27 protein-coding genes are annotated in these 24042 nt (G+C 63.6%); 14 read left to right on the forward strand and 13 right to left on the reverse strand.

Annotation, left to right across the window (positions count from 1 at the left end; genetic code table 11):
- Positions 1 to 120 precede the first annotated feature (120 nt).
- Positions 121 to 333, reverse strand: coding sequence for a hypothetical protein (locus QF118_RS17975; protein ID WP_282300410.1), 213 nt, complete (start codon positions 331 to 333; stop codon positions 121 to 123).
- A 53-nt stretch (positions 334 to 386) separates the two neighbouring features.
- Complete coding sequence (locus tag QF118_RS17980; protein ID WP_282300411.1) at positions 387 to 707, reverse strand: TraR/DksA family transcriptional regulator; 321 nt, start codon at positions 705 to 707, stop codon at positions 387 to 389.
- Between the two features lie 156 nt (positions 708 to 863).
- Here QF118_RS17980 and QF118_RS17985 point away from each other — a divergent pair, with 156 nt between their 5' ends.
- The 4 genes from QF118_RS17985 to QF118_RS18000 all read left to right on the forward strand — a co-directional run bounded on the left by QF118_RS17985 (position 864) and on the right by QF118_RS18000 (position 3156).
- On the forward strand, positions 864 to 1727 hold the full coding sequence (locus QF118_RS17985) for an MBL fold metallo-hydrolase (RefSeq protein ID WP_282300412.1): 864 nt from the start codon (positions 864 to 866) through the stop codon (positions 1725 to 1727).
- A gap of 124 nt (positions 1728 to 1851) precedes the next feature.
- The gene (locus QF118_RS17990) at positions 1852 to 2277 is read left to right on the forward strand and encodes a YeeE/YedE family protein (RefSeq protein WP_282300413.1); all 426 of its coding nucleotides are present in this window, start codon (positions 1852 to 1854) and stop codon (positions 2275 to 2277) included.
- Positions 2277 to 2714: a DUF6691 family protein gene (locus QF118_RS17995; RefSeq protein ID WP_282300414.1), complete on the forward strand. Its 438-nt coding sequence runs from the start codon at positions 2277 to 2279 to the stop codon at positions 2712 to 2714. Before QF118_RS17990 ends, QF118_RS17995 begins: the two co-directional genes overlap by 1 nt.
- A 10-nt stretch (positions 2715 to 2724) precedes the next feature.
- A complete protein-coding gene (locus QF118_RS18000) occupies positions 2725 to 3156 on the forward strand; it encodes a protein tyrosine phosphatase family protein (protein WP_282300415.1) in 432 nt (143 codons plus the stop codon).
- A 6-nt stretch (positions 3157 to 3162) separates the two neighbouring features.
- On the opposite strand, the gene QF118_RS18005 is transcribed toward QF118_RS18000, so the two are convergent.
- The 5 genes from QF118_RS18005 to QF118_RS18025 form a co-directional block, all read right to left on the reverse strand.
- A complete protein-coding gene (locus tag QF118_RS18005) occupies positions 3163 to 4281 on the reverse strand; it encodes a FliM/FliN family flagellar motor C-terminal domain-containing protein (protein WP_282300416.1) in 1119 nt (372 codons plus the stop codon).
- Between the two features lie 159 nt (positions 4282 to 4440).
- Entirely contained in the window at positions 4441 to 7113 is a 2673-nt protein-coding gene (locus tag QF118_RS18010; RefSeq protein WP_282300417.1) for an ATP-binding protein, read from the reverse strand.
- Positions 7110 to 7418 carry a hypothetical protein gene (locus QF118_RS18015; RefSeq protein ID WP_282300418.1) on the reverse strand — a complete coding sequence of 103 codons (309 nt, stop codon included), beginning with the start codon at positions 7416 to 7418 and terminating at the stop codon, positions 7110 to 7112. The genes QF118_RS18010 and QF118_RS18015 overlap by 4 nt, the downstream gene beginning before the upstream one ends.
- Positions 7411 to 7782, reverse strand: a complete 372-nt coding sequence (locus tag QF118_RS18020; RefSeq protein ID WP_282300419.1) for a response regulator transcription factor — start codon at positions 7780 to 7782, stop codon at positions 7411 to 7413. Before QF118_RS18020 ends, QF118_RS18015 begins: the two co-directional genes overlap by 8 nt.
- A 138-nt stretch (positions 7783 to 7920) precedes the next feature.
- The gene (locus QF118_RS18025; protein WP_282302509.1) at positions 7921 to 9219 is read right to left on the reverse strand and encodes a helix-turn-helix transcriptional regulator; all 1299 of its coding nucleotides are present in this window, start codon (positions 9217 to 9219) and stop codon (positions 7921 to 7923) included.
- A 218-nt stretch (positions 9220 to 9437) separates the two neighbouring features.
- Here QF118_RS18025 and QF118_RS18030 point away from each other — a divergent pair, with 218 nt between their 5' ends.
- The 6 genes from QF118_RS18030 to acs all read left to right on the forward strand — a co-directional run bounded on the left by QF118_RS18030 (position 9438) and on the right by acs (position 16783).
- On the forward strand, positions 9438 to 10829 hold the full coding sequence (locus tag QF118_RS18030; RefSeq protein ID WP_282300420.1) for a substrate-binding protein: 1392 nt from the start codon (positions 9438 to 9440) through the stop codon (positions 10827 to 10829).
- Positions 10830 to 10991: 162 nt separating this feature from the next.
- The gene (locus tag QF118_RS18035; protein WP_282300421.1) at positions 10992 to 12002 is read left to right on the forward strand and encodes a branched-chain amino acid ABC transporter permease; all 1011 of its coding nucleotides are present in this window, start codon (positions 10992 to 10994) and stop codon (positions 12000 to 12002) included.
- Between the two features lie 4 nt (positions 12003 to 12006).
- Positions 12007 to 13209: a branched-chain amino acid ABC transporter permease gene (locus tag QF118_RS18040; RefSeq protein ID WP_282300422.1), complete on the forward strand. Its 1203-nt coding sequence runs from the start codon at positions 12007 to 12009 to the stop codon at positions 13207 to 13209.
- 12 nt (positions 13210 to 13221) lie between these two features.
- Positions 13222 to 13977, forward strand: a complete 756-nt coding sequence (locus QF118_RS18045) for an ABC transporter ATP-binding protein (RefSeq protein ID WP_282300423.1) — start codon at positions 13222 to 13224, stop codon at positions 13975 to 13977.
- Positions 13978 to 13989: 12 nt separating this feature from the next.
- Entirely contained in the window at positions 13990 to 14745 is a 756-nt protein-coding gene (locus tag QF118_RS18050) for an ABC transporter ATP-binding protein (RefSeq protein ID WP_282300424.1), read from the forward strand.
- A 91-nt stretch (positions 14746 to 14836) separates the two neighbouring features.
- On the forward strand, positions 14837 to 16783 hold the full coding sequence (acs, locus tag QF118_RS18055; RefSeq protein WP_282300425.1) for an acetate--CoA ligase: 1947 nt from the start codon (positions 14837 to 14839) through the stop codon (positions 16781 to 16783).
- Positions 16784 to 16848: 65 nt separating this feature from the next.
- On the opposite strand, the gene QF118_RS18060 is transcribed toward acs, so the two are convergent.
- Positions 16849 to 17412, reverse strand: coding sequence for a DUF2202 domain-containing protein (locus QF118_RS18060; RefSeq protein ID WP_282300426.1), 564 nt, complete (start codon positions 17410 to 17412; stop codon positions 16849 to 16851).
- Positions 17413 to 17822: 410 nt separating this feature from the next.
- Between QF118_RS18060 and QF118_RS18065 the strand changes: the two genes are divergently transcribed.
- Entirely contained in the window at positions 17823 to 18188 is a 366-nt protein-coding gene (locus tag QF118_RS18065) for a hypothetical protein (RefSeq protein WP_282300427.1), read from the forward strand.
- Here the strand turns inward: QF118_RS18065 and QF118_RS18070 are convergent.
- Positions 18134 to 19645, reverse strand: coding sequence for a class I adenylate-forming enzyme family protein (locus QF118_RS18070; RefSeq protein WP_282300428.1), 1512 nt, complete (start codon positions 19643 to 19645; stop codon positions 18134 to 18136). The two genes, QF118_RS18065 and QF118_RS18070, sit on opposite strands and share 55 nt — an antisense overlap.
- Before the next feature lie 179 nt (positions 19646 to 19824).
- On the opposite strand from QF118_RS18070, the gene accB reads away from it, so the two are divergent.
- From accB to aat, 3 genes are read left to right on the forward strand one after another with little or no spacing between them, the layout of a single operon-like run.
- A complete protein-coding gene (gene accB / locus QF118_RS18075) occupies positions 19825 to 20322 on the forward strand; it encodes an acetyl-CoA carboxylase biotin carboxyl carrier protein (protein ID WP_282300429.1) in 498 nt (165 codons plus the stop codon).
- A 12-nt stretch (positions 20323 to 20334) separates the two neighbouring features.
- A complete protein-coding gene (gene accC / locus QF118_RS18080) occupies positions 20335 to 21687 on the forward strand; it encodes an acetyl-CoA carboxylase biotin carboxylase subunit (RefSeq protein WP_282300430.1) in 1353 nt (450 codons plus the stop codon).
- A 4-nt stretch (positions 21688 to 21691) separates the two neighbouring features.
- Positions 21692 to 22339: a leucyl/phenylalanyl-tRNA--protein transferase gene (gene aat / locus QF118_RS18085; RefSeq protein ID WP_282300431.1), complete on the forward strand. Its 648-nt coding sequence runs from the start codon at positions 21692 to 21694 to the stop codon at positions 22337 to 22339.
- Here the strand turns inward: aat and QF118_RS18090 are convergent.
- The 4 genes from QF118_RS18090 to QF118_RS18105 all read right to left on the reverse strand — a co-directional run bounded on the left by QF118_RS18090 (position 22303) and on the right by QF118_RS18105 (position 23980).
- Positions 22303 to 22668 (reverse strand): DUF2155 domain-containing protein, encoded by a 366-nt coding sequence (locus QF118_RS18090; RefSeq protein ID WP_282300432.1) that lies wholly within the window; start codon positions 22666 to 22668, stop codon positions 22303 to 22305. The two genes, aat and QF118_RS18090, sit on opposite strands and share 37 nt — an antisense overlap.
- Entirely contained in the window at positions 22665 to 23117 is a 453-nt protein-coding gene (mlaD, locus tag QF118_RS18095) for an outer membrane lipid asymmetry maintenance protein MlaD (RefSeq protein WP_282300433.1), read from the reverse strand. The genes QF118_RS18090 and mlaD overlap by 4 nt, the downstream gene beginning before the upstream one ends.
- Entirely contained in the window at positions 23114 to 23497 is a 384-nt protein-coding gene (locus QF118_RS18100) for an NADH:ubiquinone oxidoreductase subunit NDUFA12 (protein WP_282300434.1), read from the reverse strand. Before QF118_RS18100 ends, mlaD begins: the two co-directional genes overlap by 4 nt.
- A 120-nt stretch (positions 23498 to 23617) precedes the next feature.
- A complete protein-coding gene (locus tag QF118_RS18105; protein ID WP_282300435.1) occupies positions 23618 to 23980 on the reverse strand; it encodes a RidA family protein in 363 nt (120 codons plus the stop codon).
- Positions 23981 to 24042: the final 62 nt, after the last annotated feature.

Here is a 24042-nt window from a genome sequence, read left to right on the forward strand (position 1 = left end):
GCAGGGATTAAAAGGCCAAAGGGACCATCAAGACAAGCACCGGCAAGGGCATCGGGCGAATCGCTGACAAGGCGAGTCCGCAAAGTCACGCCCTGCCCCGCGCCCGGATGCAGCGAAATGCTACAGCGGCATGTTGTCGAACTGGTCCTCGACATCCTCGTCGATGCGGTCGTTCAGACGGGATTTCGCCCATTGCGGTGTTTCGACCCCCTTGTCCTCCAGCGCGGTGACCACCTCTTCGAGATGGGCCATCAGCTCTTCGCGTTGCGCAGGCGTGGATGTGACCAGCTCGGCCTCCAGCTCGGCCAGACGCTTTTTCAGTTCATTGGTCATTGTCTGCCCCCCTTTTTGGATGGCGGGCCGCGACGGGCCCATTTCAACCCTGCTCAGCCTTCGGCGGCACAGGTGCGGCACAGCGCGGCATCGGGCACGACGTCCAGCCGCGCCGCCGAGATTTCCTCGCCGCATTTGACGCAGGCGCCGTATTCGCCATCCGAGAACCGTTGCAGCGCCGCGCGAATGCGGGCGATTTCCGCCTGTCCGCTTTCGCCCAAGGCCTCGAGCACCTCTTCACCCTCGGTTTCGATCGCCATGTCTTCCCAGTCCTTGGAGTGTTCTTCCGCCAAGGCGGCGCCGATATCCTCCAACCGACCGCCAAGTTCGCGCAGCCGTGTGAGCAAGGCCAACTTGTATTTGTGATGCGACATCCGACGCTCCTTTGCTGTGCAATTTCGTGCATGACTGTGCACCAGCCCCCCTGCGGCATCGTTGACACAGGTCAATCGCAGGGCAATCGCGCCAAAGGACTTGAAACACATTCACCAAATAGTATATGTTCTGTCGAAACAGAGGGAACCGCCACCATGAAACCTGAAGTCACAGCATTTTTCGACGACGCCACCAACACCATTTCCTATGTCGTGCGCGACCCGAACGGTTCGGCCTGCGCGATCATCGATTCGGTCCTGGATTTCGACTATTCTTCGGGCCGCACCGACACGGCCTCGGCCGATGAGATCATCGCCTTTGTCAAGGACAAGGGCTATGAGGTCCAGTGGCTGCTGGAAACCCACGTGCACGCCGACCACCTGAGCGCCGCGCCCTACCTGCAAGAGGCCCTGGGCGGCAAGATCGGCATCGGTGACCGCATCAAGATCGTGCAGGACACCTTTGGCAAGGTCTTCAACGAAGGCACCGAATTCCAGCGCGACGGATCGCAGTTCGACAAACTGTTCGTCGAGGGCGACAGCATCCACATCGGCCAGTTGCGCGCCGACGTGCTGCACACGCCCGGCCACACCCCCGCCTGCCTGACCTATACCATCGGCGACGCGGCCTTTGTCGGCGACACGCTGTTCATGCCCGATTTCGGCACCGCGCGCTGCGACTTCCCGGGCGGCTCCTCCGAGGTGCTGTTCGATTCGGTGCAAAAGATCCTGGCGTTGCCGGACGAAACCCGCATTTTCGTGGGCCATGACTACAAGGCACCGGGCCGCGACACCTATGCCTGGGAAACGACGGTAGGCGAACAGAAGGCCGCCAACATCCACGTCGGCGCGGGCAAATCCAAGGACCAGTTCGTCGAGATGCGCAATTCGCGCGACGCGACCCTGGCCATGCCCAAGCTGATCATCCCGTCGCTGCAGGTAAACATGCGCGCCGGCCAGATGCCGCCGGCCGACGAAAAGGGCGATGTCTTTCTCAAGGTGCCGGTCAACAAACTTTGATCGGCAGGCCATGACCACCCCGACCCCCTTTTTCGGCATCCGGAAAGGGGATCGGGCATCGCACTGAACAAGGCCCCCATGCGAACGGGGCCGCAAGTCTTACAGGACACAAGGAAACGCCACTATGCCAATTGACTGGATCTGGGGCCTGATCGGCGGTTTGCTGATCGGGACGGGCGGCGCCATCTACCTTTTGGGGAACGGCCGCATCATGGGCGCTTCGGGGATCATCGGCGGGTTGGTCGATGGCTCGGGGCTGGATACCAAGTGGGAACGCATCGTGTTCCTGCTGGGGGTCGCTGTGCTGCCAGTGCTGCTGGCGCCGTTCTACCGCGAGGTGAACCCGCATATCACCGACAACTACATTATTCTGGTCGCGGCCGGCCTGCTGGTCGGCGTGGGCACCCGGATCGCCAATGGCTGTACCTCGGGGCACGGGGTCTGCGGCATGTCGCGGCTGTCCATTCGCGGCTTTGTCGCCACCTGCTGCTATATCGGTGCCGGCGGTGTCGGCGTGATCCTGTTCCGTCACATTCTGGGGGTGATCTGATGCTGACCCTTGTCATCGCATTCATCGCAGGCGGCTTTTTCGGCGCGGGCCTGTTTGTTTCGGGCATGACCGACACCACCAAGGTGCAGGGCTGGCTGGACGTCTTTGGCGCCTGGGACCCGACGCTGGCCTTCGTGATGGGCGGCGCCATGATCCCCATGGCCGTCGCCTGGCTGATCCGCCGCCGCCGCACCATGGCGCTGAACGGCACGCCGCTGCCGCCGCCGGCCTCGACCAAGATCGACAGCAAGCTGATCCTTGGCTCGGTCATGTTCGGCATGGGCTGGGGCCTGGTCGGGCTGTGCCCGGGGCCGTCGATTGCCGCGCTCAGCTATGGCGGCACGGGGCTGTATGTCTTTGTCGCCGCGATGGTGACGGGCATGGTCGTGGCGCCGGTGCTGCGCGCGCGACTGGACAGAGCCGTACCGGCGGAATAAGGATCAGCGCATGACACCGCGCCAAATCACCCCCCGCTATCACGTGACCCCTCAGATCACCCCCGAGGACATGCCCGCCGTCAAGGCGGCGGGGTTTGTCCGGGTGATCTGCAACCGGCCCGATGCCGAAAACCCGCCTGCCCTGCAGGCCGAGGCGATGGCAGAGGCGGCCAAGGCCGCCGGGCTGGAGTTCGAGGTTCTGCCCCTGACGCATCAGACCATGACGCCGGAAAACGTCGCGCGGCAAAAGGCGCTGATCGACGATGCGGCAGGCCCGGTTCTGGCCTATTGCGCGTCCGGCACGCGCTGCACGGTGATCTGGGCGCTGGGACAGGTTGGCGCGCAAGGCGTTGACGAGATCCTGACCCAGGCCGCGCAGGCCGGGTACGATCTGGCCGGGCTGCGCCCAACCCTGGACGCCCTGGCCGCGCAAAAGGGCTGACCGGCCCTATTCCTCGAAATCGAATTCCACCGGGGCCGAGGCGAAATCGGTCCCGATGGCGGGCAGCGTTTCGCCGCCCTCGGCCGGGGCGGCGTCGAAATCGCCGCCTCCTCCGCCGAAATCCATGTCGAATTCGCCCGCTTCGGCGGCGAAATCCATGGCCGGCAGATCGGGCAGCGGTTCGGGGCTGTCCGCATCAAAACCCCCGGCATCAAAACCGCCCCCCTCTGCCAGCGCCGGCAGCCCCGGCTCTTCGGCTTGGGCGGCGGCCGAGAAATCCGCCTTGCCCTGATCGGCGGCCGGTTTGGCCATGGCCGCCGCGCCCTTGGCGGGCGGCATGCTGAGCCGCACGGCCCGCATCCCGTTCAACTGCCCCAGGCGGCCAACCACCACGCTGCGGCCGCGACCGGCGGACAATTCGACCCGGTCCAGGGCATCATGCGGCAGGGGCACAAGATCGCCGGGTTTGAGCGCCTGCGCCTTGTTCAAGGGCATCGACAGATGCGCAAGGACCGCATCCAGCCGCGCAGGCACGCGGCCAAAGACATCGGCATGGGGGCCCGGGCCGGTTTCCGACTCGTTTTCCGGCCCTTTGCCCTTGGGCTTGCGCCGATCCGGAAGGATGAAGGTGACAAAGCCGCGGCGCCGCCCCAGGGCGATGTCCACCTCGGCGCGAAAGACGCGGTAGTTGGCGGCGTTCAGCAACAGCCCGGCACTGCGCGCATCCTCAAGCATGGCGCCGAAACGATAGCCTTCGATCTGCGGCAGCAGCGGATGATCGCCAAGGTTTTCGACAAAGCGTTCCATCGTGCCGTCGATCATCGGCGCCATCATCGCCGCATCGGTCGGGGTCAGAACGCGGTCGGTGTCGACCGGCATCTGGGTGACCTGCTGGATGGTCTGCACCTCGATCAGGCCGGTGATGACCTCGCGGTCCAGCACAGCCAGTCCCAGCGCGCCTTCGGGGCCGTCGATCAGAATCAGCAGGTCGGATTTGCCCAGCCCGTCGATGACGCCGTCCTGATCGCGCTGGTCGATGGTGACGGCCAGGGTGACCAGCGCCAGATCCCAGTTGACGTCGGCGGTGCGCGACAGTGCACGGCGCAGCGCCTTGGCCGGCGACATGCCGCGCGCTTCGAAAGCACGCTGTGCCGCCTGGGCTTTCTGCCCTAGAACGTCCTGTTGTGCGCCATCAGCCATTCACGAAATCGCCCATCACATCCTCTGCCTCAGGCTTTGGTTATGAAGCGATTTGGTTACCAACCACTTTAAATGCGTCGGAATTTATTGCGCGGCCAGGGCCTGATCCTGCGGCAGGACAACCCGGAACGCACCGCCGCCCTGCCCGGGCAGATAGGAAATATCCCCCCCAAGGCGCGCCATGATCTGGCGGCAGATGGCCAGGCCCAGCCCGGCGCCGCCAGCCTCGCGGTCGCTGACGCGGGCGAATTTTTCAAAGATGACGTCCTGCTGGTCCTGCGCCACACCTGACCCGTTGTCGATGAAATCAACCACGGTGCGGCCTTCGCTTTGGCCAACGCGGATTTCCAGAACGGGCTGCGGCGCATCGCAGTATTTGCGCGCATTGGCGATCAGGTTGATGCAGACCTGCGCCAGCCGGTCGATATCGGTGTGCAGCCAGAAGGCTTCGGAGGCCAGGTTGCGCCGGATCGTCATGCCTGTCTCGCCATGGGTCGCCGAGGCCACCGCCCGGTCCAGCAGTTCCGACAGCTGCGCACGCCGCAGGTTCAGGCTGACCTGGCCGTTTTCCAGCACCGACAGATCCAGAAGATCGTCCAGCAGGCGGGTCAGGCGCACCGCTTCGTCGTGGATGATCGACGAATAGCGAATCCGGTCCTGCGCGGCCAGGCCTTCGGCATCGCGCAGGATTTCCGAAAAGGCCCGGATCGAGGTCATCGGCGTGCGCAATTCGTGGCTGATCTGCGAAAGAAAGGCATCCTTCTGCACCGACAGCCGGGTCAGTTTCTCGTTCGCCTCGCGCAGTTGGCGGGCGGTGCGGGTCAGTTCGTGGCTTTGGGTTTCCAGCCGCGCGGAATATTCCATCATCTGTGCGGTCTCGTCCGCCACGGCCATCAGATCCTCGACCGAGACACTGGCGCCGCCGACGATCTGGCTGACCATGGCATGGGCCGTCGCCGCCCCGACCGAGCCGGACAGCTCGCGTTCGAGCGCCTCGAGGAATTCGGGCGTGGGGTCGGGCAGAAGGCCGGACACACCTTGTTTGCGTGCCTCGCGCAGGAACAGTGCCTGGGCATCCGAAGGCCCCAGGATGCGCTGCGCCATGACCATCAGATCCTCGGACTGGGCGGCGCCACCGGACCAGCGCCGCGTGCGGCTGGCGGCGCGGCCAATATTGACGAATTGCGCGCCCTGAAGCCGTTCCAGCGGGGTCGGAAAGCTGGTCAAAGAGACGGCGAAAAAGGCCACGGTGTTCAGCGACAGCGACCACAGGACCGCATGCAGCAAGGGGTCGATGCCTTCGATCCCGAACAGCGCGCGCGGGCGCAGCCAGCCGATGCCCAGCGGGCCGTTGTCGAACAGGCTGGCCGGCAGCAGGGTGCCGGGGCCGAAACTGGGCAGGTACAGGGTATACAGCCAGACCGCAAAGCCCACGGTCAGCCCCGCCAGCGCGCCGTTGCGCGTGGCTCCACGCCAAAAGATGCCGCCCAGCATCGCCGGCAACACCTGCGCCACGCCGGTAAAGGAAATCAGTCCAATGACCGAAAGCGCCTCGCCGCCGCCGGACAGCGAATAATAGAAATAGCCCAGCGCCAGCACCCCGGCAATCGACAGGCGGCGCGACAGCAGCACCACATTGCGCACATCGCCGGAAACGCTGGCGCCCCCTGCCCGCCAGCGCAGCCACAGCGGCATGACGATGTGGTTGGACACCATCGTCGACAGGGCAATCGCCGCGACGATCACCATCGAGGTGGCGGAACTGAAACCGCCAAGAAAGGACAGCATCGCCAACCCGTTCTGCCCCTGCGACAGCGGCACGGTCAGCACGAAAAGGTCTGGGTTCGACCCCGCCGGCAGCAGGTCCAGCCCGACCACGGCGATCGGCACGATGAACAGGCTCATCAGCATCAGGTACAAGGGAAAGGCCCAGGCGGCCATGTGCAGCTGGCGGTCGTTGTCGTTTTCGACCACCATGACCTGGAACATCCGAGGCAGGCACAGGAAGGCCGCCGCCGACAGCAGCATCAGCCCGGCCCAGCGCCCGCCCGAAACCTGCCATTGCCCCAGGCTGCTGGCGTCGATCCGCTCCAGCGTCGGGCCGATGCCTCCGGACACGCCCCAGACCACAAAGGCACCCACCGCCAGCAGCGCCGCCAGCTTGACGATCGCCTCGACCGCGATGGCCATGACGACCCCGTGGTGGCGTTCGTTTGCGTCCAGGTTGCGGGTGCCGAAGATGACGGTAAAGATCGCCAGCCCCACCGCGACCCAAAAGGCGGTCAGCGGCGCGTCGCCCGCGGGGGCGGCATCGGCAAAGACCTCGACCGACAGGGTGACCGACTGCAATTGCAGCGCGATATAGGGCGTGGTTCCGACCACGGCCAAAAGCGTCACGCCGACGCCCAGCAGGTTGGATTTGCCGTAGCGCGACGAAATCAGGTCCGCGACCGAGGTGATGCGCTGGCTGCGCCCGATGCGCACCAGCTTGCGCAGCACCCACCACCAGCCAACCAGCACGAGGCTGGGGCCAAGGTAGATGGTCAGGTATTCAAAGCCGCTGCGCGCCGCCGCCCCGACCGCCCCGTAAAAGGTCCAGGCCGTGCAATAGATCGACAGCGACAGCGTGTAGATGATCGGAGAGCTGAGCCAGGCCCCGCGCCCGCGCCGCGCCGCCTGTTCAGCGACAAAGGCCACGGCGAACAGCATCAGGACATAGGCGACCGAAATCGCCGCCAGGCTGTTGATCGCGGTCACGCGCCCTCTCCGCCCCTGGGTCCGTCGGGCGCCGTTTCGTTGTCACGCCGACGCAGGGCCAGGATCAGCAGACCGGCGCCCACCACCAGCCCCAGCCAGACCAGGAAGATATAGATCAACGCCCCCGAGGCGCTGTGCGGCCGCTCTGGCAGAGCCCAAAGCAGCGGCACCCACCATAGCAAAAGCCCCAGCACCGGCAGCGCCCGCGCCGCATCGACGGTGCGGCGGCGACGATAGGTCTGGCGTTCGACGAACAGCGGCGTCTTGTCCAGGCGCGTCAGCGCAGGGGCGCCCTGGTCACTCATGTCCACCCAGCGCGCGCACCGCGTCCAGTACCTCGGCGTTGGAAAAGGGCTTGGTCATGAAACGGCTGACCCCGGCCCGTTCGGCCAGTTCGCGATCCTTACTTTGCCCGCGCGCGGTCAGCATCAGCACCGGCAACCCCGAGGTTTCCGGCGCCTCGCGCAGATCGCGCAGGATGTCATAGCCCGACCGCCCGGGCAGCATGACATCCAGGATCAGCACATCCGGGCGCTTGCTGCGCACCACATCTGCGGCATCGATCCCGTTCGAATGAGTGTCCACCTGCCAGCCATCCCGCGACAGGATAAAGCGGATGGCTTCGATGATGTTCGGCTCGTCCTCGATCAGCAGCACGTTGCCTGCCATTTTCATCCCCCCTGCCCCGCAGCCCTCGTTTTGTCCGATGGTCCTCCCTGCGGGTTGTGCGACTTTAGGACCATAGGTTTGGGGTGTCAAAACCCAGTTGAGGCTTTGTTGTCCCTTGGTGGCGGGCCGTGGGTGGGATCACACCTCGGCCAGCACCGAAGGTTCGCGGCGGCCCGGGCATCCGGCGCGCGGACAGATGCGACAGGCCGTGCCCACCGGCAGCGGCGCCGCGCCTTCGGGGCGGCCGGGCAGCGGGCGGATCAGCATGTGCGCCTCGAACAGCGGGTCGGCGTTTACGGCGTGGGCGCCGACCGGGCTGGCCAGCGCCTGGGCCTGATAGACGGTTTCGTGGCGGCCCGGCTGCACCACCGGCAGCGACAGGATCACCCAGGGGCGGTTCAGCGCCCGGTACAGCGGCCAAAGCGGACAGGCCGCGCCAAAGCGGGGCATCGGGAAATCCGGCAGCGGCTTGCGATAGCTCAGCACCCCCGAGGCATCGCAGATCGCCAGCCCGACAGGATCGGGCAGCACCTGCGGCGGCAGCGCGGCCAGCCGCCGCATGACCTGTGCCGGATCGGCCGCCAGGGCCTGTGCCAGGCGGGCCGGATCGGGGCCAAGGTCGTCCAGCGGCGCCTGAAGCCGCGCGATCGGCAGTGCGGCCGCATCGCTGGCATAGCGTTGCAACCAGGTCACCAGCAGAGCGCGGGCGGCGGTCGACAGCCCTTGGCCCAGCCGCGCCGCCGCCGCATCGACGGTGCCGCCCTGTTCCAGTTCTGGCACTTGATGGCCGGCCGCCTCAAGCGTGGCATCCAGTTCTTCCTGCGGCACGCCCAGTTCGGTCGCCGCCTCGCTGTCCGCTTCGAGATAGGTGACCAGCGCCCGCGAGGTGTCGGCCAGCCTTTCGCTGTCTTCGTGGATGTTGCGGTGAAAGCGCGCCTGCCATTCGGGATCGACATCGCCGGGTTCGGCAAGGATGGCGGCGGCGGAATGGATGGCGGTCACCGTCGACAGCATTTCATGCAGCGATGCGGCCAGGTGCGGGTCGTGGGTCATCCGGTCGGTCAGGGTTTCGACGGTGCGTTCCAGCGCCGCGATCCGCGTCCGCCCGTCCGCCAGCAGCTGGGCCCAGCCGGGAAAGCGCCCGGCAAATTCCTCGACCCGGTCCATTTCCGCCCCCGCCTGCGGCACGTCCGAGGCCGCCTCGCGCAGGGTGGCGATCAGCGTCGCCTCGGCGCCTTCGCTCAGGACCGTGGGCTCGACCTCCAGAATCCCGGCGATATCCAGCAAAAGCTTGCCGCCGATTCTGCGCCGGTTGTGTTCGATCAGGTTCAGATACGAGGCCGAGATCCCGGCCTTGCGCGCCAGATCGGCCTGCTTGACGCCGCGCATGATGCGTCTTTCGCGGATCCGCGATCCGGTCAGCGTGTCACGGGGCATGGGCATTCCTTTGCGGATTCAAGGGTTTTCTGCGATGCGACATAAAGAGATTTACAGAATACATTAGTATATTGTTCATTCATTGACAAAATAATTGTTATCTAAAAGAGGCTTGTTGCCTAACTTTACGTCTCTGGGTGATAATGACTTTGCACAAACTTGTGCGCGAACCCGAGTTGAGGAGCTCGGCTTTGCATTTCACACATTGGGAGGATTACATGTCCAAAACCAACCTGACACGTCGTGGCGTGCTCAAGTCCGGCGCTGTCGCCGGTGCGGGCGTCGCACTGCCGACGATCTTCACCGGCTCGTCGGTGTCCGCCTTTACCAACGACCCGACCGGTGACACCGTCACCCTTGGCTTCAACGTGCCCCAGACCGGCCCCTATGCTGACGAAGGCGCCGACGAACTGCGCGCCTACGAGCTGGCTGTCGAGCACCTGAACGGCGGCGGCGACGGCGGCATGCTGAACACCTTCTCCTCGAAGGTTCTGGACGGCACCGGCATCCTCGGGAAAAAGGTCGCCTATGTGACCGGCGACACGCAGACCAAGTCTGACGCTGCCCGCGCATCGGCCAAGTCGATGATCGAAAAAGACGGCGCGGTGATGATCACCGGCGGTTCGTCCTCGGGCGTGGCGGTTGCCGTGCAGGGTCTGTGCCAGGAAGCTGGCGTGATCTTCATGGCGGGTCTGACCCACTCGAACGACACCACCGGCAAGGACAAGAAGGCGAACGGTTTCCGTCACTTCTTCAACGGTTACATGTCCGCGGCCGCGCTGGCGCCGGTTCTCAAGAACCTGTACGGCGATGACCGCAAGGCCTATCACCTGACCGCCGACTACACCTGGGGCTGGACGCAGCAGGAATCGATCGCAGCCGCGACCGAAGCCATGGGCTGGGAAACCGTCAACAACGTGCTGACCCCGCTGGCCGCGACGGACTTCTCATCCTACATCGCGCCGGTCCTGAACTCGGGCGCCGATGTTCTGGTTCTGAACCACTACGGCGGAAACATGGTCAACTCGCTGACCAACGCCGTTCAGTTCGGCCTTCGCAACAAGGAAGTCAACGGCAAGAACTTCGAGATCGTCGTTCCGCTGTTCTCGCGCCTGATGGCACGTGGTGCCGGCGAAAACATCAAGGGCATCGTTGGGTCCACCAACTGGCATTGGTCGCTGCAGGACGAAGGCTCCAAGGCATTCGTCAAGTCGTTCGGCACCAAGTACGGCTTCCCGCCGAGCCAGGCCGCGCACACCTGCTATGTTCAGACCCTGCTGTATGCAGACGCTGTTCAGCGTGCCGGTTCGTTCAACCCCTGCGCGGTTGTCGAGGCCCTCGAAGGCGGCGACAGCAGCCTGCCGGGCATCTCGTCGCCGGCCAACAAGGGTTACCTGTTCGACGGTCTGGGCAACGGCCAGACGCTGTATCGTTCGGCTGACCACCAGTGCTTCAAGGACGTGCTGGTCGTGAAGGGCAAAGAGAACCCCACCTCCGAGTTCGACCTTCTGGAAGTCGTCGAAGTCACCCCGGCCGCTCAGGTCTGGTACGAGCCCGATCACCCGATGTTTGCGGGCGGTCAGCTGGGTTCCTGCAACCCGGGCGCATAATGGCCCTGGGGCGCGTGCAAACCACGCGCCCCAACGCCTTTTTCAGCGGAATGTCCAAGTGATTTCCGCAGGTTACAAACCGAAGAAACTGGCAATTCAATCGCTCGTCCCCTGGCTGATACCCGGGGGGCGCTCTACTCACTCAACCCGATGGTGGGGTCCATGGACGCAATCCTCCTGCAAATTCTAAACGGGCTCGACAAGGGCTCGGCCTATGCGCTTATCGCGCTTGGGCTTACACTGATCTTCGGCACGCTGGGCGTGGTGAACTTTGCCCATGGCGCGATCTTCATGATCGGCGCCTTCTGCTCGGTTACGCTGCAACGGCTATTCAACCTGTCGTACGAAGTCATCGACGAAACCCAGAAGGACTTTCTTGGCAACCCGCTCAAGGTAAAGACCCCCTATGTCGAAAGCTGGTTCGGCCCCGAAATGGGCGCGACCATCATCGACTGGTCGGTGCCTCTGGCCATCTTGTTCGCGATCCCGGTCATGCTGGTGATCGGCTATGTCATGGAACGCGGCCTGATCAAGCATTTCTACAAACGCCCCCATGCGGACCAGATCCTGGTGACCTTTGGCCTGGCCATCGTGCTGCAGGAAGTCATCAAGTATTTCTTTGGCGCGAACCCCATCCAGACCCCCGCCCCCGAAGCGCTTTCGGGCGTGGCGCAGCTGGCCGAGGGGATCGTCTATCCGGTCTGGCGCATCGTCTATTTCTGCTTTGCCGTTGTCATCATCGGCGCGGTCTTTGCCTTTTTGCAGTTCACCACCTTCGGGATGGTGGTGCGCGCGGGCATGGCCGACCGTGAAACCGTTGGCCTGCTAGGCATCGACATCGACAAGCGTTTCACCATCATGTTCGGCCTTGCCGCCGCGGTCGCGGGCCTTGCCGGGGTGATGTACGGACCAATCAACGCACCAAACTACCACATGGGCATGGACTTTCTTGTGCTGTCCTTCGTCGTGGTCGTCGTGGGCGGCATGGGCAGCCTGCCTGGCGCCGTTCTGGCCGGCTTTGTCCTGGGAATCCTGGAAAGCTTTGCATCGACCACCTGGGCCACCACCACCCTGCCCGGCATCAACCAGATCATCATCTACCTTGTCGCCATTATCATCCTTCTGACCCGTCCGCGCGGTCTGATGGGTCGCAAAGGCGTGATGGAGGACTAAGCCCATGTTCGGACTCGAAAAAAACGACAGCAAACTGCTGCTCATCGTCGCGGTGCTCGTACTGCTGGCACCCTTCATCCTGAACCCCTTCCCCGAAGGCTCCGGCCTTGCGCAGTTCAACGCCGGTTACCCGGACCTGATGCAGCGTTTCGTGATCTTCGGGATCTTCGCCATCGGCTTCAACATCATGTTCGGCCTGACCGGTTACCTGTCCTTCGGGCACGCGGCCTTTCTGGGTGTGGGCTCCTACTCGGCGGTCTGGATGTTCAAACTGCTCAGCATGAACATCCTGCCGGCGATCATCCTGTCGGTCATCATCGCGGGCCTGTTTGCCCTGTTGATCGGCTATGTGTCGCTGCGCCGGTCGGGGATCTACTTTTCGATCCTGACGCTGGCCTTTGCGCAGATGTCCTTTGCCCTGGCCTATTCGGTGCTGACACCGCTGACCAACGGCGAAACCGGCCTGCAACTGACGCTGGACGACCCGCGCGTCCTGGGCGTGTCGGCAACGGCGGACGGGTCGATCCCCGTGACCAACCTGTTCGGCCTTGAAATGCGCTCGACCTTCCAGCTGAACCTGGGTGACTGGCTGTTCACCTTCTCGGCCGGCTACTATGTCTGCGCCGTGGTCATGCTGCTGGCCTTCTACCTGTCGGTGCGCATCTTCCGGTCGCCCTTTGGCATGATGCTGCGCGCGATCAAATCGAACCAGCAGCGCCTGTACTACACCGGTCTGAACGCACGGCCCTACACCCTGGCGGCCTTTGTGATCTCTGGCATGTACGCTGGCCTGGCGGGTGGGCTGATGGCCTCGATGGACCCGCTGGCAGGCGCCGAGCGTATGCAGTGGACCGCATCGGGCGAAGTCGTCCTGATGACCATCCTTGGCGGTGCCGGCACCCTGATCGGCCCGGTCCTGGGCGCAGGCATGATCAAGTATTTCGAGAACATCTTCTCGAAAATCAACGACAACGTCCTGCACGGCTGGTTCAGCTTCCTGCCCGATGGCATCGAGGATTTCCTTGTCACCATCGTGCACCCCTTTGTGGGCAAGGGCTGGCACCTGACGCTTGGCATCATCTTCATGCTTGTCGTGATCTTCCTGCCCGGCGGCCTTGTCGAAGGCGGTCAGCGCATCGGCCGACTGTTCAAGCGCAAAAAGGCCGAGGACAACGACAAATCCACCAGCACTGAGCCTGCGGAATAAGGAGACGGACAGATGGGAATTCTAGAAGTCAAAGACGTCAACAAACGCTTCGGCGGGTTGCAGGCCCTTGGAAACGTGAACCTTTCCGTCAAGGAAAACACGGTTCACGCGATCATCGGCCCCAACGGCGCAGGCAAGTCGACGCTTCTGAACTGCCTTGTCGGCAAGCTGATCCCCGATACCGGATCGGTCATGTTCGACGGTCAATCGGTGCTGGGCCGCAAGCCCTTCGAGATCAACCAGATGGGCATCAGCCGGGTTTTCCAGACCCCCGAGATTTTCGGAGACCTCACGGTCTTTGAAAACATGATGATACCGATCTTTGCCCGCCGCGACGGTTCCTTCCGTCTGCACGCCATCGAAAGCGTGCAGAACGAAAAGGAGCTGCGCGAAAAGGCCGAGAAGATGCTCGAAGACGTGAACATGCTGGACAAGCGCAACATGCACACGGCTTCGATGTCGCGCGGCGACAAGCGGCGCCTGGAAATGGCCATGTGCCTGATCCAGGAACCCAAGCTGCTGCTGCTGGACGAACCCACCGCCGGCATGGCGCGCGCCGACACCAACAACACCATCGACCTTCTCAAGCAGATCAAGGCCGAGCGGGACATCACCATGGCGATCATCGAACACGATATGCACGTGGTGTTTTCGCTGGCCGACCGGATCACCGTTCTGGCGCAGGGCACCCCCCTGGTCGAGGACAGCCCCGAGAACATCAAGGGCCATCCCAAGGTCCGCGAAGCCTATCTTGGCGAAGCCCACTAAGGAGAGCTACACATGAACGTACGTCCGGATTTCTCCAAGAACGCCAATTTGGCCGAAACCGCCCCCGCCTTCCTGTCGGTCTGGGACATGCACAGCTATTATGGCGAAAGCTATATCGTGCAGGGTATTTCCTTCAACGTCCACGAAGGCGAGATCCTTGCCCTGCTGGGCCGCAACGGCGCGGGCAAGACCACCACGCTGCGCTCGATCGCGCGCCTTGACAACCCGCAGGTGAACAAGGGCGAGATCTGGCTGGATCACAAGCCGCTGCACCTGATGAAGTCCTACGAGGCGGCGACCGTCGGCCTGGGCCTTGTGCCCGAAGACCGCCGGATCATCCCTGGCTTGACCGTCGAGGAAAACCTCAAGCTGGCGCAGATCGCCCCGCCCATCGGCTGGTCGCTGGAACGCCTCTACGAGCTGTTCCCGCGTCTGGGCGAACGTCGCAACCAGGAGGGCGTGACCCTGTCGGGCGGCGAACAGCAGATGCTGGCGATTGCCCGGGCGCTGGCGCGCGACATCAAGGTGCTGCTGCTGGACGAACCCTACGAAGGTCTGGCCCCGGTCATCGTCGACGAGATCGAAAAGACCCTGCGCCACATCAAGGAACAGGGCATGACCACGATCATCGTCGAACAGAACGCCGTGCGCGCCCTGCAACTGGCCGACCGCGCCGTGATCCTGGACACCGGTTCCATCGTCTTTGACGGCACTGCCGCCGAGGTGCTGGAAAACGAAGAACTGCGCGCGGAATATCTGGCTATTTAAGCAAAAACCCGGCCCACCACGACCAAAGTGGAGTTGATCTTGGGGGCCGGGAGCTATTCCCTGCCCCCAAATTCTTGTGGAGGAGCCACACATGACCACCACCTACCCCCCCAGCGCGTCGATTTCCGCGTCTGCGAATGTCGATGCGGCGCAGTATGACGCGATGTATGCGCAGTCGGTTGCGGACTCCGAAGGGTTCTGGGCCGAACAGGCGCAGCGGCTGGACTGGATGCACAAGCCGACCCAGATCAAGAACGTCGATTTCACCCTGGGCAATGTCACCATCGAATGGTTCAAGGACGGCAAACTGAACGTCGCCGCCAACTGTATCGACCGCCACCTGGAAACCCGCGGCGACCAGACCGCGATCATCTGGGAACCCGACAGCCCCGACACCCCCGCCAAACACATCAGCTACAAAGAGCTGCACAAGAACACCTGCCGCATGGCCAACGTGCTGGAAAGCCTGGGCGTTCGCAAAGGCGACCGGGTCATCATCTACCTGCCGATGATCCCCGAGGCCGCCTATGCCATGCTGGCCTGCGCGCGCATCGGCGCCATCCATTCCATCGTCTTCGCCGGCTTTTCGCCCGACGCCCTGGCCGCCCGGGTCAACGGCTGCGACGCCAAGGTGGTGATCACCGCCGACGAAGCCCCGCGCGGCGGCCGCAACACCCCGCTCAAGACCAATGCCGACAAGGCCCTGCTGCACTGCAAGGACAGCGTCAAATGCCTGGTGGTCAAGCGCACCGGCGGCCAGACCACATGGACCCAGGGGCGCGATTTCGACTACAACGAAATGGCGCTGGAGGCCGACGACTATTGCCGCCCCGTCGAAATGGACGCCGAGGACCCGCTGTTCATCCTGTACACCTCGGGCAGCACCGGCCAGCCCAAGGGCGTGGTACACACAACTGGTGGATATTTGCTTTACGCCAGCCTGACCCACGAGGTCGTCTTTGATTACAAAGAGGGCGACATCTATTGGTGCACCGCCGACGTGGGCTGGGTCACCGGGCATTCCTATATTGTTTACGGGCCCTTGGCCAATGGCGCCACGACCGTGATGTTCGAAGGCGTGCCGACCTATCCCGACGCCAGCCGGTTCTGGCAGGTCTGCGAAAAGCACAAGGTGAACCAGTTCTACACCGCCCCCACCGCGATTCGCGCGCTGATGGGCCAGGGCAGCGATTTCGTTACCAAGTGCGACCTGAGCAGCCTGCGCATCCTTGGCACCGTCGGCGAGCCGATCAACCCCGAGGCCTGGAACTGGTACAACGACGTGGTCGGCGGCGGCCGCTGCCCGATCGTCGACACCTGGTGGCAGACCGAAACCGGCGGCCACCTGCTGACCCCGCTGCCGGGCGCCCATGCGACCAAGCCGGGCGCGGCGATGAAGCCGTTCTTTGGCGTTCAGCCGGTGGTTCTGGACCCGCAATCGGGCGAGGAAATCCACGCCAGCCCGACCGAGGGCGTGCTGTGCATCAAGGACAGCTGGCCGGGCCAGATGCGCACGGTCTGGGGTGATCACGAGCGGTTCGAAAAGACCTACTTCTCTGATTACAAAGGCTATTACTTCTCGGGCGATGGTTGCCGCCGCGATGCGGACGGCGATTACTGGATCACGGGCCGCGTCGATGACGTGATCAACGTGTCGGGCCACCGCATGGGCACCGCCGAGGTCGAATCGGCCCTGGTGGCGCATGAAAAGGTCGCCGAAGCGGCGGTCGTCGGCTACCCGCACGAGATCAAGGGCCAGGGCATTTACTGCTATGTCACCTTGATGAACGGGGTCGAGCCTTCGGACGATCTGCGCAAGGAGCTGCGGACCTGGGTGCGCACGGAAATCGGCCCGATCGCCTCGCCGGACCTGATCCAGTGGGCCCCCGGCCTGCCGAAAACCCGCTCGGGCAAGATCATGCGCCGCATCCTGCGCAAGATCGCCGAAAACGACTACGGCGCCCTGGGCGACACCAGCACCCTGGCTGACCCCAGCGTCGTCGATGACCTCATCGAAAACCGCATGAACCGGGGCTGATAGCCTGCGGCCATGCCGAAACGATCAACAGCCGCCGGCACCCCCGGCGGCTGCTTTTCATTCATTCACAAAAGGTTGTCAAAGGCCGCCAGGTGATAGGACGACCCGGTCAGCAGGTTGTCATAGACCGTCGCCAGCGCCGTGCCTTCGACGGCTTCTGCTGCCTCGGCGATGTCTTCCATGTCCTTTTCCTCGATGGCCTTGCCGACTTCGAGAGCGTCCTGCAGCGACTGCGATCCGGCGGCCAGCAGATCGTCATACATCTCTTGCAATTCGGGGTTCTCGAATTCTCCGGCCGGTTCGAAAACAAAGCTGTCCACCTCGATGCCCAGCGCCTCGGCCTGGGCGACCAGCGTGGCGAAATGGCGATCTTCGGACTGCGCGATCCTGTTGAAGACTTCCAGCCCGTAAAGCTCGTAGAAGGCTTCGTAGATGTCGCCGGCCAGCTTTTCCTCTTCGATCATGTAGACCAGTTCGGCCGCGGCCGCGTCGCTGATGGTGGCCGCACCCTGCGTGGCGTCGGCGCCTGATCCGTCGCCAGTATCTGCTGCGGTCTTGAGGGTGTCGTCCAGGGTGTCAAAGCCTGCCTTGCCTGTCTGCTTTGCGTTTTGAAACTTCGCTTTTTTCATTGTTTAGCCTCATGCTTTCAAAAGGTTGGCGCGCCTCCAATTCATATTCCACGATCAATATGTTTAAGATAAGGCAACCGCAAGAACGCGCGCCTCAGTGGGGCTGGATCCTGCCGATCTGCGGGCAAGTATTCGCCGACGGGCCGCGCGACGGTTTGCAGAGGGTTAACCACGGCACTCCAAACTCTCTTCAATTCGAGAGGTGCCGCTGCAATATTGCCTAACATGTGTTAATGTCCTTCGGGTGGGGGCCTTCCGGACGGAGCAGTCAAATGCATCTTGCAGGCCCGACCTTATGGACCGCGCCCCTTGCCACGGGACATCCCCTTGGGCTGCCGGGCGTTCAGAAACCGACCCCGCCACACCAGCGGGTGCAACCGCTAAGCCAGTCGCGCAATCCCGATGCGGCCATGTCGGACGGGCAGCCGCCGGCGCAGTTCTGGCGCGCTGCCAATGGTGAACCGGACCCGAACAAACACCTGGCGCCGCCGTCGATCATGCAGATCAAGATCTCGCAGATGCTGGATGAGCAGGCCAGCGAGCAGGCCGAAGACAGCCCGGAGGCTGAAGAGCCCGCCGATGCGGCCGCGCCCGATCAGGCGCGCGCTCCGTCCGACCCCGCGCCCGACGATCTGCCTGCGATCGGCAGCGCCGCGTCGGAAAAGGATCCCGAGCCGCAGTCCAGCCCGGAAGGCGACGCCCTGAAACCCGCAAGGGAGGGTTACGAGCAAGCCGCGAATTTCTCGCGAAGCGCGGTCTTGAGCACCTTGCCATAGTTGTTCTTCGGCAGGGCCTCGATCGCGATGTAATCCTTGGGCCGCTTGAACCGGGCGATGTGATCCAGGCAAAAGGCATCCAGCGCAGCGGGGTCCAGCGGCCCGTCACTGACCACGAAGGCGACCACTTCTTCGCCCCATTCGGGGTGCGGGCGACCGACCACGGCGACCTCGATCACCGCGGGGTGGTCTTGCAGGACTTCTTCGACTTCGCGCGGATAGATGTTTGTGCCGCCGGAAATGATCATGTCCTTTGAGCGGTCCTTCATCGTCACATAGCCATCGGCGTCCATGGCCCCCATGTCGCCGGTCAGCAGCCAGCCGTCCACAAGCGTTTTGGCCGTCGCCTCGGGGTTTTGCCAATAGCCTGGCATGACCATGTCCCCGCGCACCATGATTTCGCCGACCTCGCCGGGCGGCAGGGTCTGGCCCGCCTCGTTGGCGATGCGCACCTCGACCGCCGATTGCGCCCGCCCGACCGAGCCAAGCCTTTCGCGCCAGCGTGGGTGGCTGCGGTCGGTCACGTCATGGCGCGACAGGGCGGTGATCCCCATCGGGCATTCGCCCTGACCGTAGATCTGCGCAAAGACCGGGCCGAACCAGTCGACGGCCTCGATGATGTCGGCGTTATACATCGGCCCGCCCGCATAGATGATGGTGCGCAGCCCCGCGCCGCGATGGCCGGTCGCCTTGGCCGCGCGGGTCAGGCGCTGGACCATGGTCGGCGCCATGAACATGTGCACATTGCCGAAATGCGACGCCAGATCCAGCACTTCGCCTTCGTCAAAACTGCCAGACAGCGGAAAGACATGACGCGCTCCGGCCTGCACATGCATCATGTTGTAGATGCCCGCGCCATGCGACAGCGGCGCGGCATAGACTGCCGCGTCCTTGGCGGTGACCAGGTCGCAATCGGTCTGGTAGCACAGGCTCATGGTCATCAGCATGCGGTGGGTCATCACCACGCCCTTGGGCCGCCCCGTCGTGCCCGAGGTATAGAACAGCCAGGCCAGATCGTCCGGCGCGCGGGCGATCGGCGCCAGCAGCGGCTGGGCCCCAGACAGCGCCAGCCAATCCGCCCCGCCCGTGGGGATCACCCGCGCGTCGCTGACGCCTGCCAACCCCTCGGCCAGGTCAGGGGTGGCAAAGGCCAGGCGCGCCCCTGCGTTCGCGATGATCCAGGCGGCCTCTTTGGGGTGCAGCTTGGCGTTGATCGGAACGACTGCCGCGCCCGCGTACCAGGCGGCATATTCCGCCACGAGGTAGTCGGGGGTGTTCTTCATGAACAGGGCGATCCGGTCGCCGGGCTGCACGCCCTGCCCGACCAGCCCACCGGCCAGATGCAGCGCCGCACGGTGAAAGCCGCCATAGTCCATGACCTGCGATTTACCTGCAAACAGCGCCGGCTGATCCGGTGTCAATTGCGCCCGCCGTGCCAGCCACTCTGCGATATTCATGCCCTGCTCCTTTGTGCCTGCTTTGCCCGGAATTTAAGCCGCTTGGCCGCTATTCGGCAATTCCCGCCTTGATTTCCCGCTCAGCGCCGCTTTTCACCGGGTCACGCATGGCATATAAGCGCCTGATCGGGGCCGTTAGCGCATGCCAATCGGGCCCAAAGCATTAGGGCGAGGATCGCATGAGCAACAAGAACCATGACGCGGATGTGGCCTTTATCAAGGCATTGGCCGAGGTACTGCGTGACAACGATCTGACGGAACTGCAGGTCAAACGGGAATATGGCGAAGACGACAGCCTGAACGTGCGCGTTAGCAAGATGCAGCACCAGGCCCCCATCGCCGCACCGGTGCACTATGCCGCCGCCCCGGCCGCCGTGGCCGGCCCTGCCAGCGCAGCCGCCGCAGCGCCCGCCGCCGACATGCCCGAAGATCCCGCAGCCCATCCCGGCGCGGTGACATCGCCCATGGTCGGCACCGTTTACATGCAGGCCGAGCCCGGCTCGCCCGCGTTCATCACCGTGGGTGCCCAGGTCAAAGAGGGTGACACCCTGCTGATCGTCGAGGCGATGAAGACCATGAACCACATTCCCGCGCCGCGCGCCGGGACGGTCAAGCGTATCCTTGTGGAGGACGGCGCGCCCGTCGAATACGGCGCCCCTCTTGTGATCCTCGAATAAGGGGCGCGCGAGATGTTTGACAAAATCCTGATCGCCAACCGGGGTGAAATCGCCCTGCGTGTCATCCGCGCCTGCCGCGAGATGGGCATCACCAGCGTCGCCGTGCATTCCACCGCCGACGCCGACGCCATGCATGTGCGCATGGCCGATGAATCGATCTGCATCGGCCCCGCCCCCAGCGTCGACAGCTATCTGTCCTTTCCGGCGCTGATTTCCGCCTGCGAAGTCACCGGCGCGCAGGCGATCCACCCCGGCTATGGCTTTCTTTCCGAAAACGCCCGCTTTGTGCAGGTGGTCGAGGATCACGGCCTGACCTTCATCGGCCCCTCGGCGGAACACATCCGCACCATGGGCGACAAGATCACCGCCAAGGAAACCGCCAAGGCGCTGGGTATCCCGGTTGTGCCCGGATCGGCGGGCGGTGTCGCGACGCTGGACGAGGCCAAGCAGATCGGCCGCGATTTCGGCTATCCCGTCATCATCAAGGCCACAGCTGGCGGCGGTGGCCGCGGAATGCAGGTTGCCAAGGACGAAGCAGGCATGGAACGGGCCTTTCAGACCGCCCGCTCCGAAGCCAAGGCTGCCTTTGGCAACGACGAAGTCTATATCGAAAAATACCTGCAAAAACCGCGCCATATCGAGATTCAGGTCTTTGGCGATGGTCAGGGCGGCGGCGTGCATCTGGGCGAACGCGACTGTTCGCTTCAGCGGCGCCACCAGAAAGTGTTCGAAGAGGCGCCCGGCCCCTCGATCAGCCCCGAAGAACGCAAGCGGATCGGCGACATCTGTGCCAATGCCATTGCCAAGATGGGCTATTCCGGCGCGGGCACCATCGAGTTCCTGTACGAAGACGGCGAGTTCTATTTCATCGAAATGAACACCCGCCTGCAGGTGGAACACCCGGTGACCGAGGCGATCTTTGGTCAGGACCTGGTGCGCGAACAGATCCGCGTTGCCTCGGGGCAGAAACTGTCGTTCACGCAGGACGATCTGCAGATCAATGGTCACGCCATCGAGGTACGGATCAACGCCGAAAAGCTGCCAAAATTTTCGCCCTGCCCGGGCAGGATCACCGCCTTTCACGCGCCCGGCGGGCTGGGTGTGCGGATGGACAGCGCGCTTTATGACGGCTATTCGATCCCGCCCTACTACGACAGCCTGATTGCCAAGCTGATCGTGCATGGCCGCGACCGGCCCGAGGCGCTGGCGCGTCTGAATCGCGCTTTGGGCGAATTGATCGTGGACGGCATCGACACCACCGTGCCGCTGTTCCACGCCTTGCTGCGCGAAAAGGACATCCATACCGGCGAGTACAACATCCACTGGCTTGAGAAATGGCTCGAAGCCGGGGGCCTTGACCGCTAGGGCGATGACCGACGAAGACCGCGTCACGACCGATCTTCTGCTGCATGCCTATCGCTCGGGCATCTTTCCGATGGCCGAGCACCAAAACGACCCCGAGATTTTCTGGGTCGACCCGCGCAAGCGGGGCATTCTGCCGTTGGACGGTTTCCACATCTCGCGGTCATTGGCGCGGCGGCTGCGCCGTGATGATTACCAGATGAGCTTGAACCACGATTTCCTGGCGGTTCTGGACGGTTGCGCCGACCGCCCCGAAACCTGGATCAACGCCGAAATCCGCGATCTTTATTCCCAACTGCACGAGTTGGGCAAAGCCCATTCGATCGAGGTCTGGATGGACGGTGCGCTGGTGGGCGGTGTCTATGGCGTCACGGTGGGCGGCGCCTTTTGCGGGGAATCGATGTTTTCGCGCGCGACGGATGCGTCAAAGATCGCGCTGGCCTGGCTGGTGGACCTGCTGCGCCGCACCGGGTTCACCCTGTTCGACACGCAGTTCATAACGCCGCATCTGGCCTCGCTTGGGGGGCAGGAAATTGCGCGCAGCGCCTATCACGCGCACCTGGCCGAGGCGCTGCGCTGCGACGCCGACATCCTGTCACAGCCTCTTGCGGGCAGCGGTCAGGAGGTGGTGCAGCGCATCACCCAGACATCGTAGCGCGGGTGATCCAGCGGATTGAGCGCCGGGGACGAGGCAACCATCCAGCCGCGAAACACCGGTTGGGCCACGCCTGCCTCGCGGATTGTCAGAAAGGCATAGGCATCGCCCGACGGGTTGCCGACCGGAAAGCGGCATTCGTTCAGGGAAATCTCGATCAACCCTTTGGCGGCGCTTTGCCCGTTGGCCAAGGTGACGTCAAACACCTGCGCGTTCAGCTTGTCCAGCACGCGCAGAACCGCGCCGGTGCCCGGATTGACCGATTCCTGGGCGCTGGCCGGGGCGCAAAACGCCGCGACCATGGCCATGACGACGGCCAGCCGTTTCATTCCTCGCTGCTCCCGCCGCTGACGTATTTCAGCAGCAAGGACAGCAGGCTGACGGCGCCCTGGGTGTCCAGGATTTCGTCGCCTTCGGCGTAGTTGAAGGGCGATCCGCCCGGGCTGATTTCGATGAAATTGCCGCCCAAAAGCCCCTCGGAGGCGACGATGATCGCGCTGTCGTCGGGCAGTTCGATGCCATCTACGATGGTCACGACCGTATCGGCGCGAAAGGTTTCGCGGTTCAGGTCGATCGCGGTGACGGTGCCAACCTTGACGCCGGCAAGACGGACGTCGGTGCCGACGCTGACCCCTTCGAGCGACCGGAACGAGGCCCGCAGGTCATAGCCCGAGCTGCCCAGTTCGAACCCGGTGCTTTGCACGGCATAAAGACCGAATGCCAAAGCGGCGGCCAATACGCCGCCGCCTACGATCACTTCGGTGGTCGAGTGGCTCATTCCGGGCTCCAGGCCTCGTAATCGCTGCGATCCGCGGGGTTGGCGCGGCGCAGGGACCCGGCAGGTGCATAGGCCAGCGCGGTGCCGGTCAGGTTTTCCAGGTGCGGCTTTTCCCAAGGCTTGTGCGCCAGCGGCTTTTCGCTGGGCAGGTCGTCAAAGGTGTGGTGCAGCCAGCCGTGCCAATCGGGCGACACGCGAGTTGCTTCGGCTTCGCCGTTGTAGATCACCCAGCGGCGTTTGCCATCGGCGGTCTGATAGAAGGTGTTGCCCTGCTCATCCTCGCCCACTTTTTTGCCGTTGCGCCAGGTATAGATCTGCGTGTTCAGGGTTTGCCCGTTCCACCAGGTCACGGCGCGGAGAAGTGTGTTGAGAATGCCCATGGACGACTCCTGTCTTTCGTAGGCCCTGTATGGCGAAAACCATTGCCAAGGTCCAGTGGCCGCGCTGCCGCAGCACGCGCAACACTGGACGCCAAGCAGATTTTTCCGCGAAAATTCGCGTCAGCCCCTGTCCAGGGCGGTCAATTCGATCTCGATCCGGAATTTCGGGTCGATCAGGTTGCATTCGATCATCGTCGCCGCCGGGGGATTTTCGCCGAAGGTTTCCGACAGGATCGGCCAGCAGGCTTCGAAATCGGAGGCCTGCGGAAGGTAGTAGTTGACCCGCACGGTATCGGCAAACCCCGAGCCTGCCTCGGCCAGCGCCTTGGCAATGGTGGCCAGGGCCGCGCGGCACTGGTCCTGAACCGTGGCGCCCTCACCGACGGTGCCGGCCACATGCACAAAACCCCCGGCGACCACGGCGCGGCAATAGCCGATCTTGGCCTCAAAGGGGCTGCCGGTGTGAATGCGTTTGATCGTCATCTGTCTGTTTTCCCAAGAAAAAGGCGGGGTCAAAACCCCGCCCTGATATCGTGATGTTGCAA

Source organism: Tropicibacter oceani (assembly GCF_029958925.1).
Lineage (GTDB): Bacteria > Pseudomonadota > Alphaproteobacteria > Rhodobacterales > Rhodobacteraceae > Pacificoceanicola > Pacificoceanicola oceani.

Coding starts and splice junctions, on each gene's coding strand:
- QF118_RS17975 (WP_282300410.1), bottom strand. CDS start 333: ATGACCAATGAACTGAAAAAGCGTCTGGCCGAGCTGGAGGCCGAGCTG.
- QF118_RS17980 (WP_282300411.1), bottom strand. CDS start 707: ATGTCGCATCACAAATACAAGTTGGCCTTGCTCACACGGCTGCGCGAA.
- QF118_RS17985 (WP_282300412.1), top strand. CDS start 864: ATGAAACCTGAAGTCACAGCATTTTTCGACGACGCCACCAACACCATT.
- QF118_RS17990 (WP_282300413.1), top strand. CDS start 1,852: ATGCCAATTGACTGGATCTGGGGCCTGATCGGCGGTTTGCTGATCGGG.
- QF118_RS17995 (WP_282300414.1), top strand. CDS start 2,277: ATGCTGACCCTTGTCATCGCATTCATCGCAGGCGGCTTTTTCGGCGCG.
- QF118_RS18000 (WP_282300415.1), top strand. CDS start 2,725: ATGACACCGCGCCAAATCACCCCCCGCTATCACGTGACCCCTCAGATC.
- QF118_RS18005 (WP_282300416.1), bottom strand. CDS start 4,281: ATGTCGCCGGCCAAGGCGCTGCGCCGTGCACTGTCGCGCACCGCCGAC.
- QF118_RS18015 (WP_282300418.1), bottom strand. CDS start 7,418: ATGAGTGACCAGGGCGCCCCTGCGCTGACGCGCCTGGACAAGACGCCG.
- QF118_RS18020 (WP_282300419.1), bottom strand. CDS start 7,782: ATGGCAGGCAACGTGCTGCTGATCGAGGACGAGCCGAACATCATCGAA.
- QF118_RS18025 (WP_282302509.1), bottom strand. CDS start 9,219: ATGCCCCGTGACACGCTGACCGGATCGCGGATCCGCGAAAGACGCATC.
- QF118_RS18030 (WP_282300420.1), top strand. CDS start 9,438: ATGTCCAAAACCAACCTGACACGTCGTGGCGTGCTCAAGTCCGGCGCT.
- QF118_RS18035 (WP_282300421.1), top strand. CDS start 10,992: ATGGACGCAATCCTCCTGCAAATTCTAAACGGGCTCGACAAGGGCTCG.
- QF118_RS18040 (WP_282300422.1), top strand. CDS start 12,007: ATGTTCGGACTCGAAAAAAACGACAGCAAACTGCTGCTCATCGTCGCG.
- QF118_RS18045 (WP_282300423.1), top strand. CDS start 13,222: ATGGGAATTCTAGAAGTCAAAGACGTCAACAAACGCTTCGGCGGGTTG.
- QF118_RS18050 (WP_282300424.1), top strand. CDS start 13,990: ATGAACGTACGTCCGGATTTCTCCAAGAACGCCAATTTGGCCGAAACC.
- acs (WP_282300425.1), top strand. CDS start 14,837: ATGACCACCACCTACCCCCCCAGCGCGTCGATTTCCGCGTCTGCGAAT.
- QF118_RS18060 (WP_282300426.1), bottom strand. CDS start 17,412: ATGAAAAAAGCGAAGTTTCAAAACGCAAAGCAGACAGGCAAGGCAGGC.
- QF118_RS18065 (WP_282300427.1), top strand. CDS start 17,823: ATGTCGGACGGGCAGCCGCCGGCGCAGTTCTGGCGCGCTGCCAATGGT.
- QF118_RS18070 (WP_282300428.1), bottom strand. CDS start 19,645: ATGAATATCGCAGAGTGGCTGGCACGGCGGGCGCAATTGACACCGGAT.
- accB (WP_282300429.1), top strand. CDS start 19,825: ATGAGCAACAAGAACCATGACGCGGATGTGGCCTTTATCAAGGCATTG.
- accC (WP_282300430.1), top strand. CDS start 20,335: ATGTTTGACAAAATCCTGATCGCCAACCGGGGTGAAATCGCCCTGCGT.
- aat (WP_282300431.1), top strand. CDS start 21,692: ATGACCGACGAAGACCGCGTCACGACCGATCTTCTGCTGCATGCCTAT.
- QF118_RS18090 (WP_282300432.1), bottom strand. CDS start 22,668: ATGAAACGGCTGGCCGTCGTCATGGCCATGGTCGCGGCGTTTTGCGCC.
- mlaD (WP_282300433.1), bottom strand. CDS start 23,117: ATGAGCCACTCGACCACCGAAGTGATCGTAGGCGGCGGCGTATTGGCC.
- QF118_RS18100 (WP_282300434.1), bottom strand. CDS start 23,497: ATGGGCATTCTCAACACACTTCTCCGCGCCGTGACCTGGTGGAACGGG.
- QF118_RS18105 (WP_282300435.1), bottom strand. CDS start 23,980: ATGACGATCAAACGCATTCACACCGGCAGCCCCTTTGAGGCCAAGATC.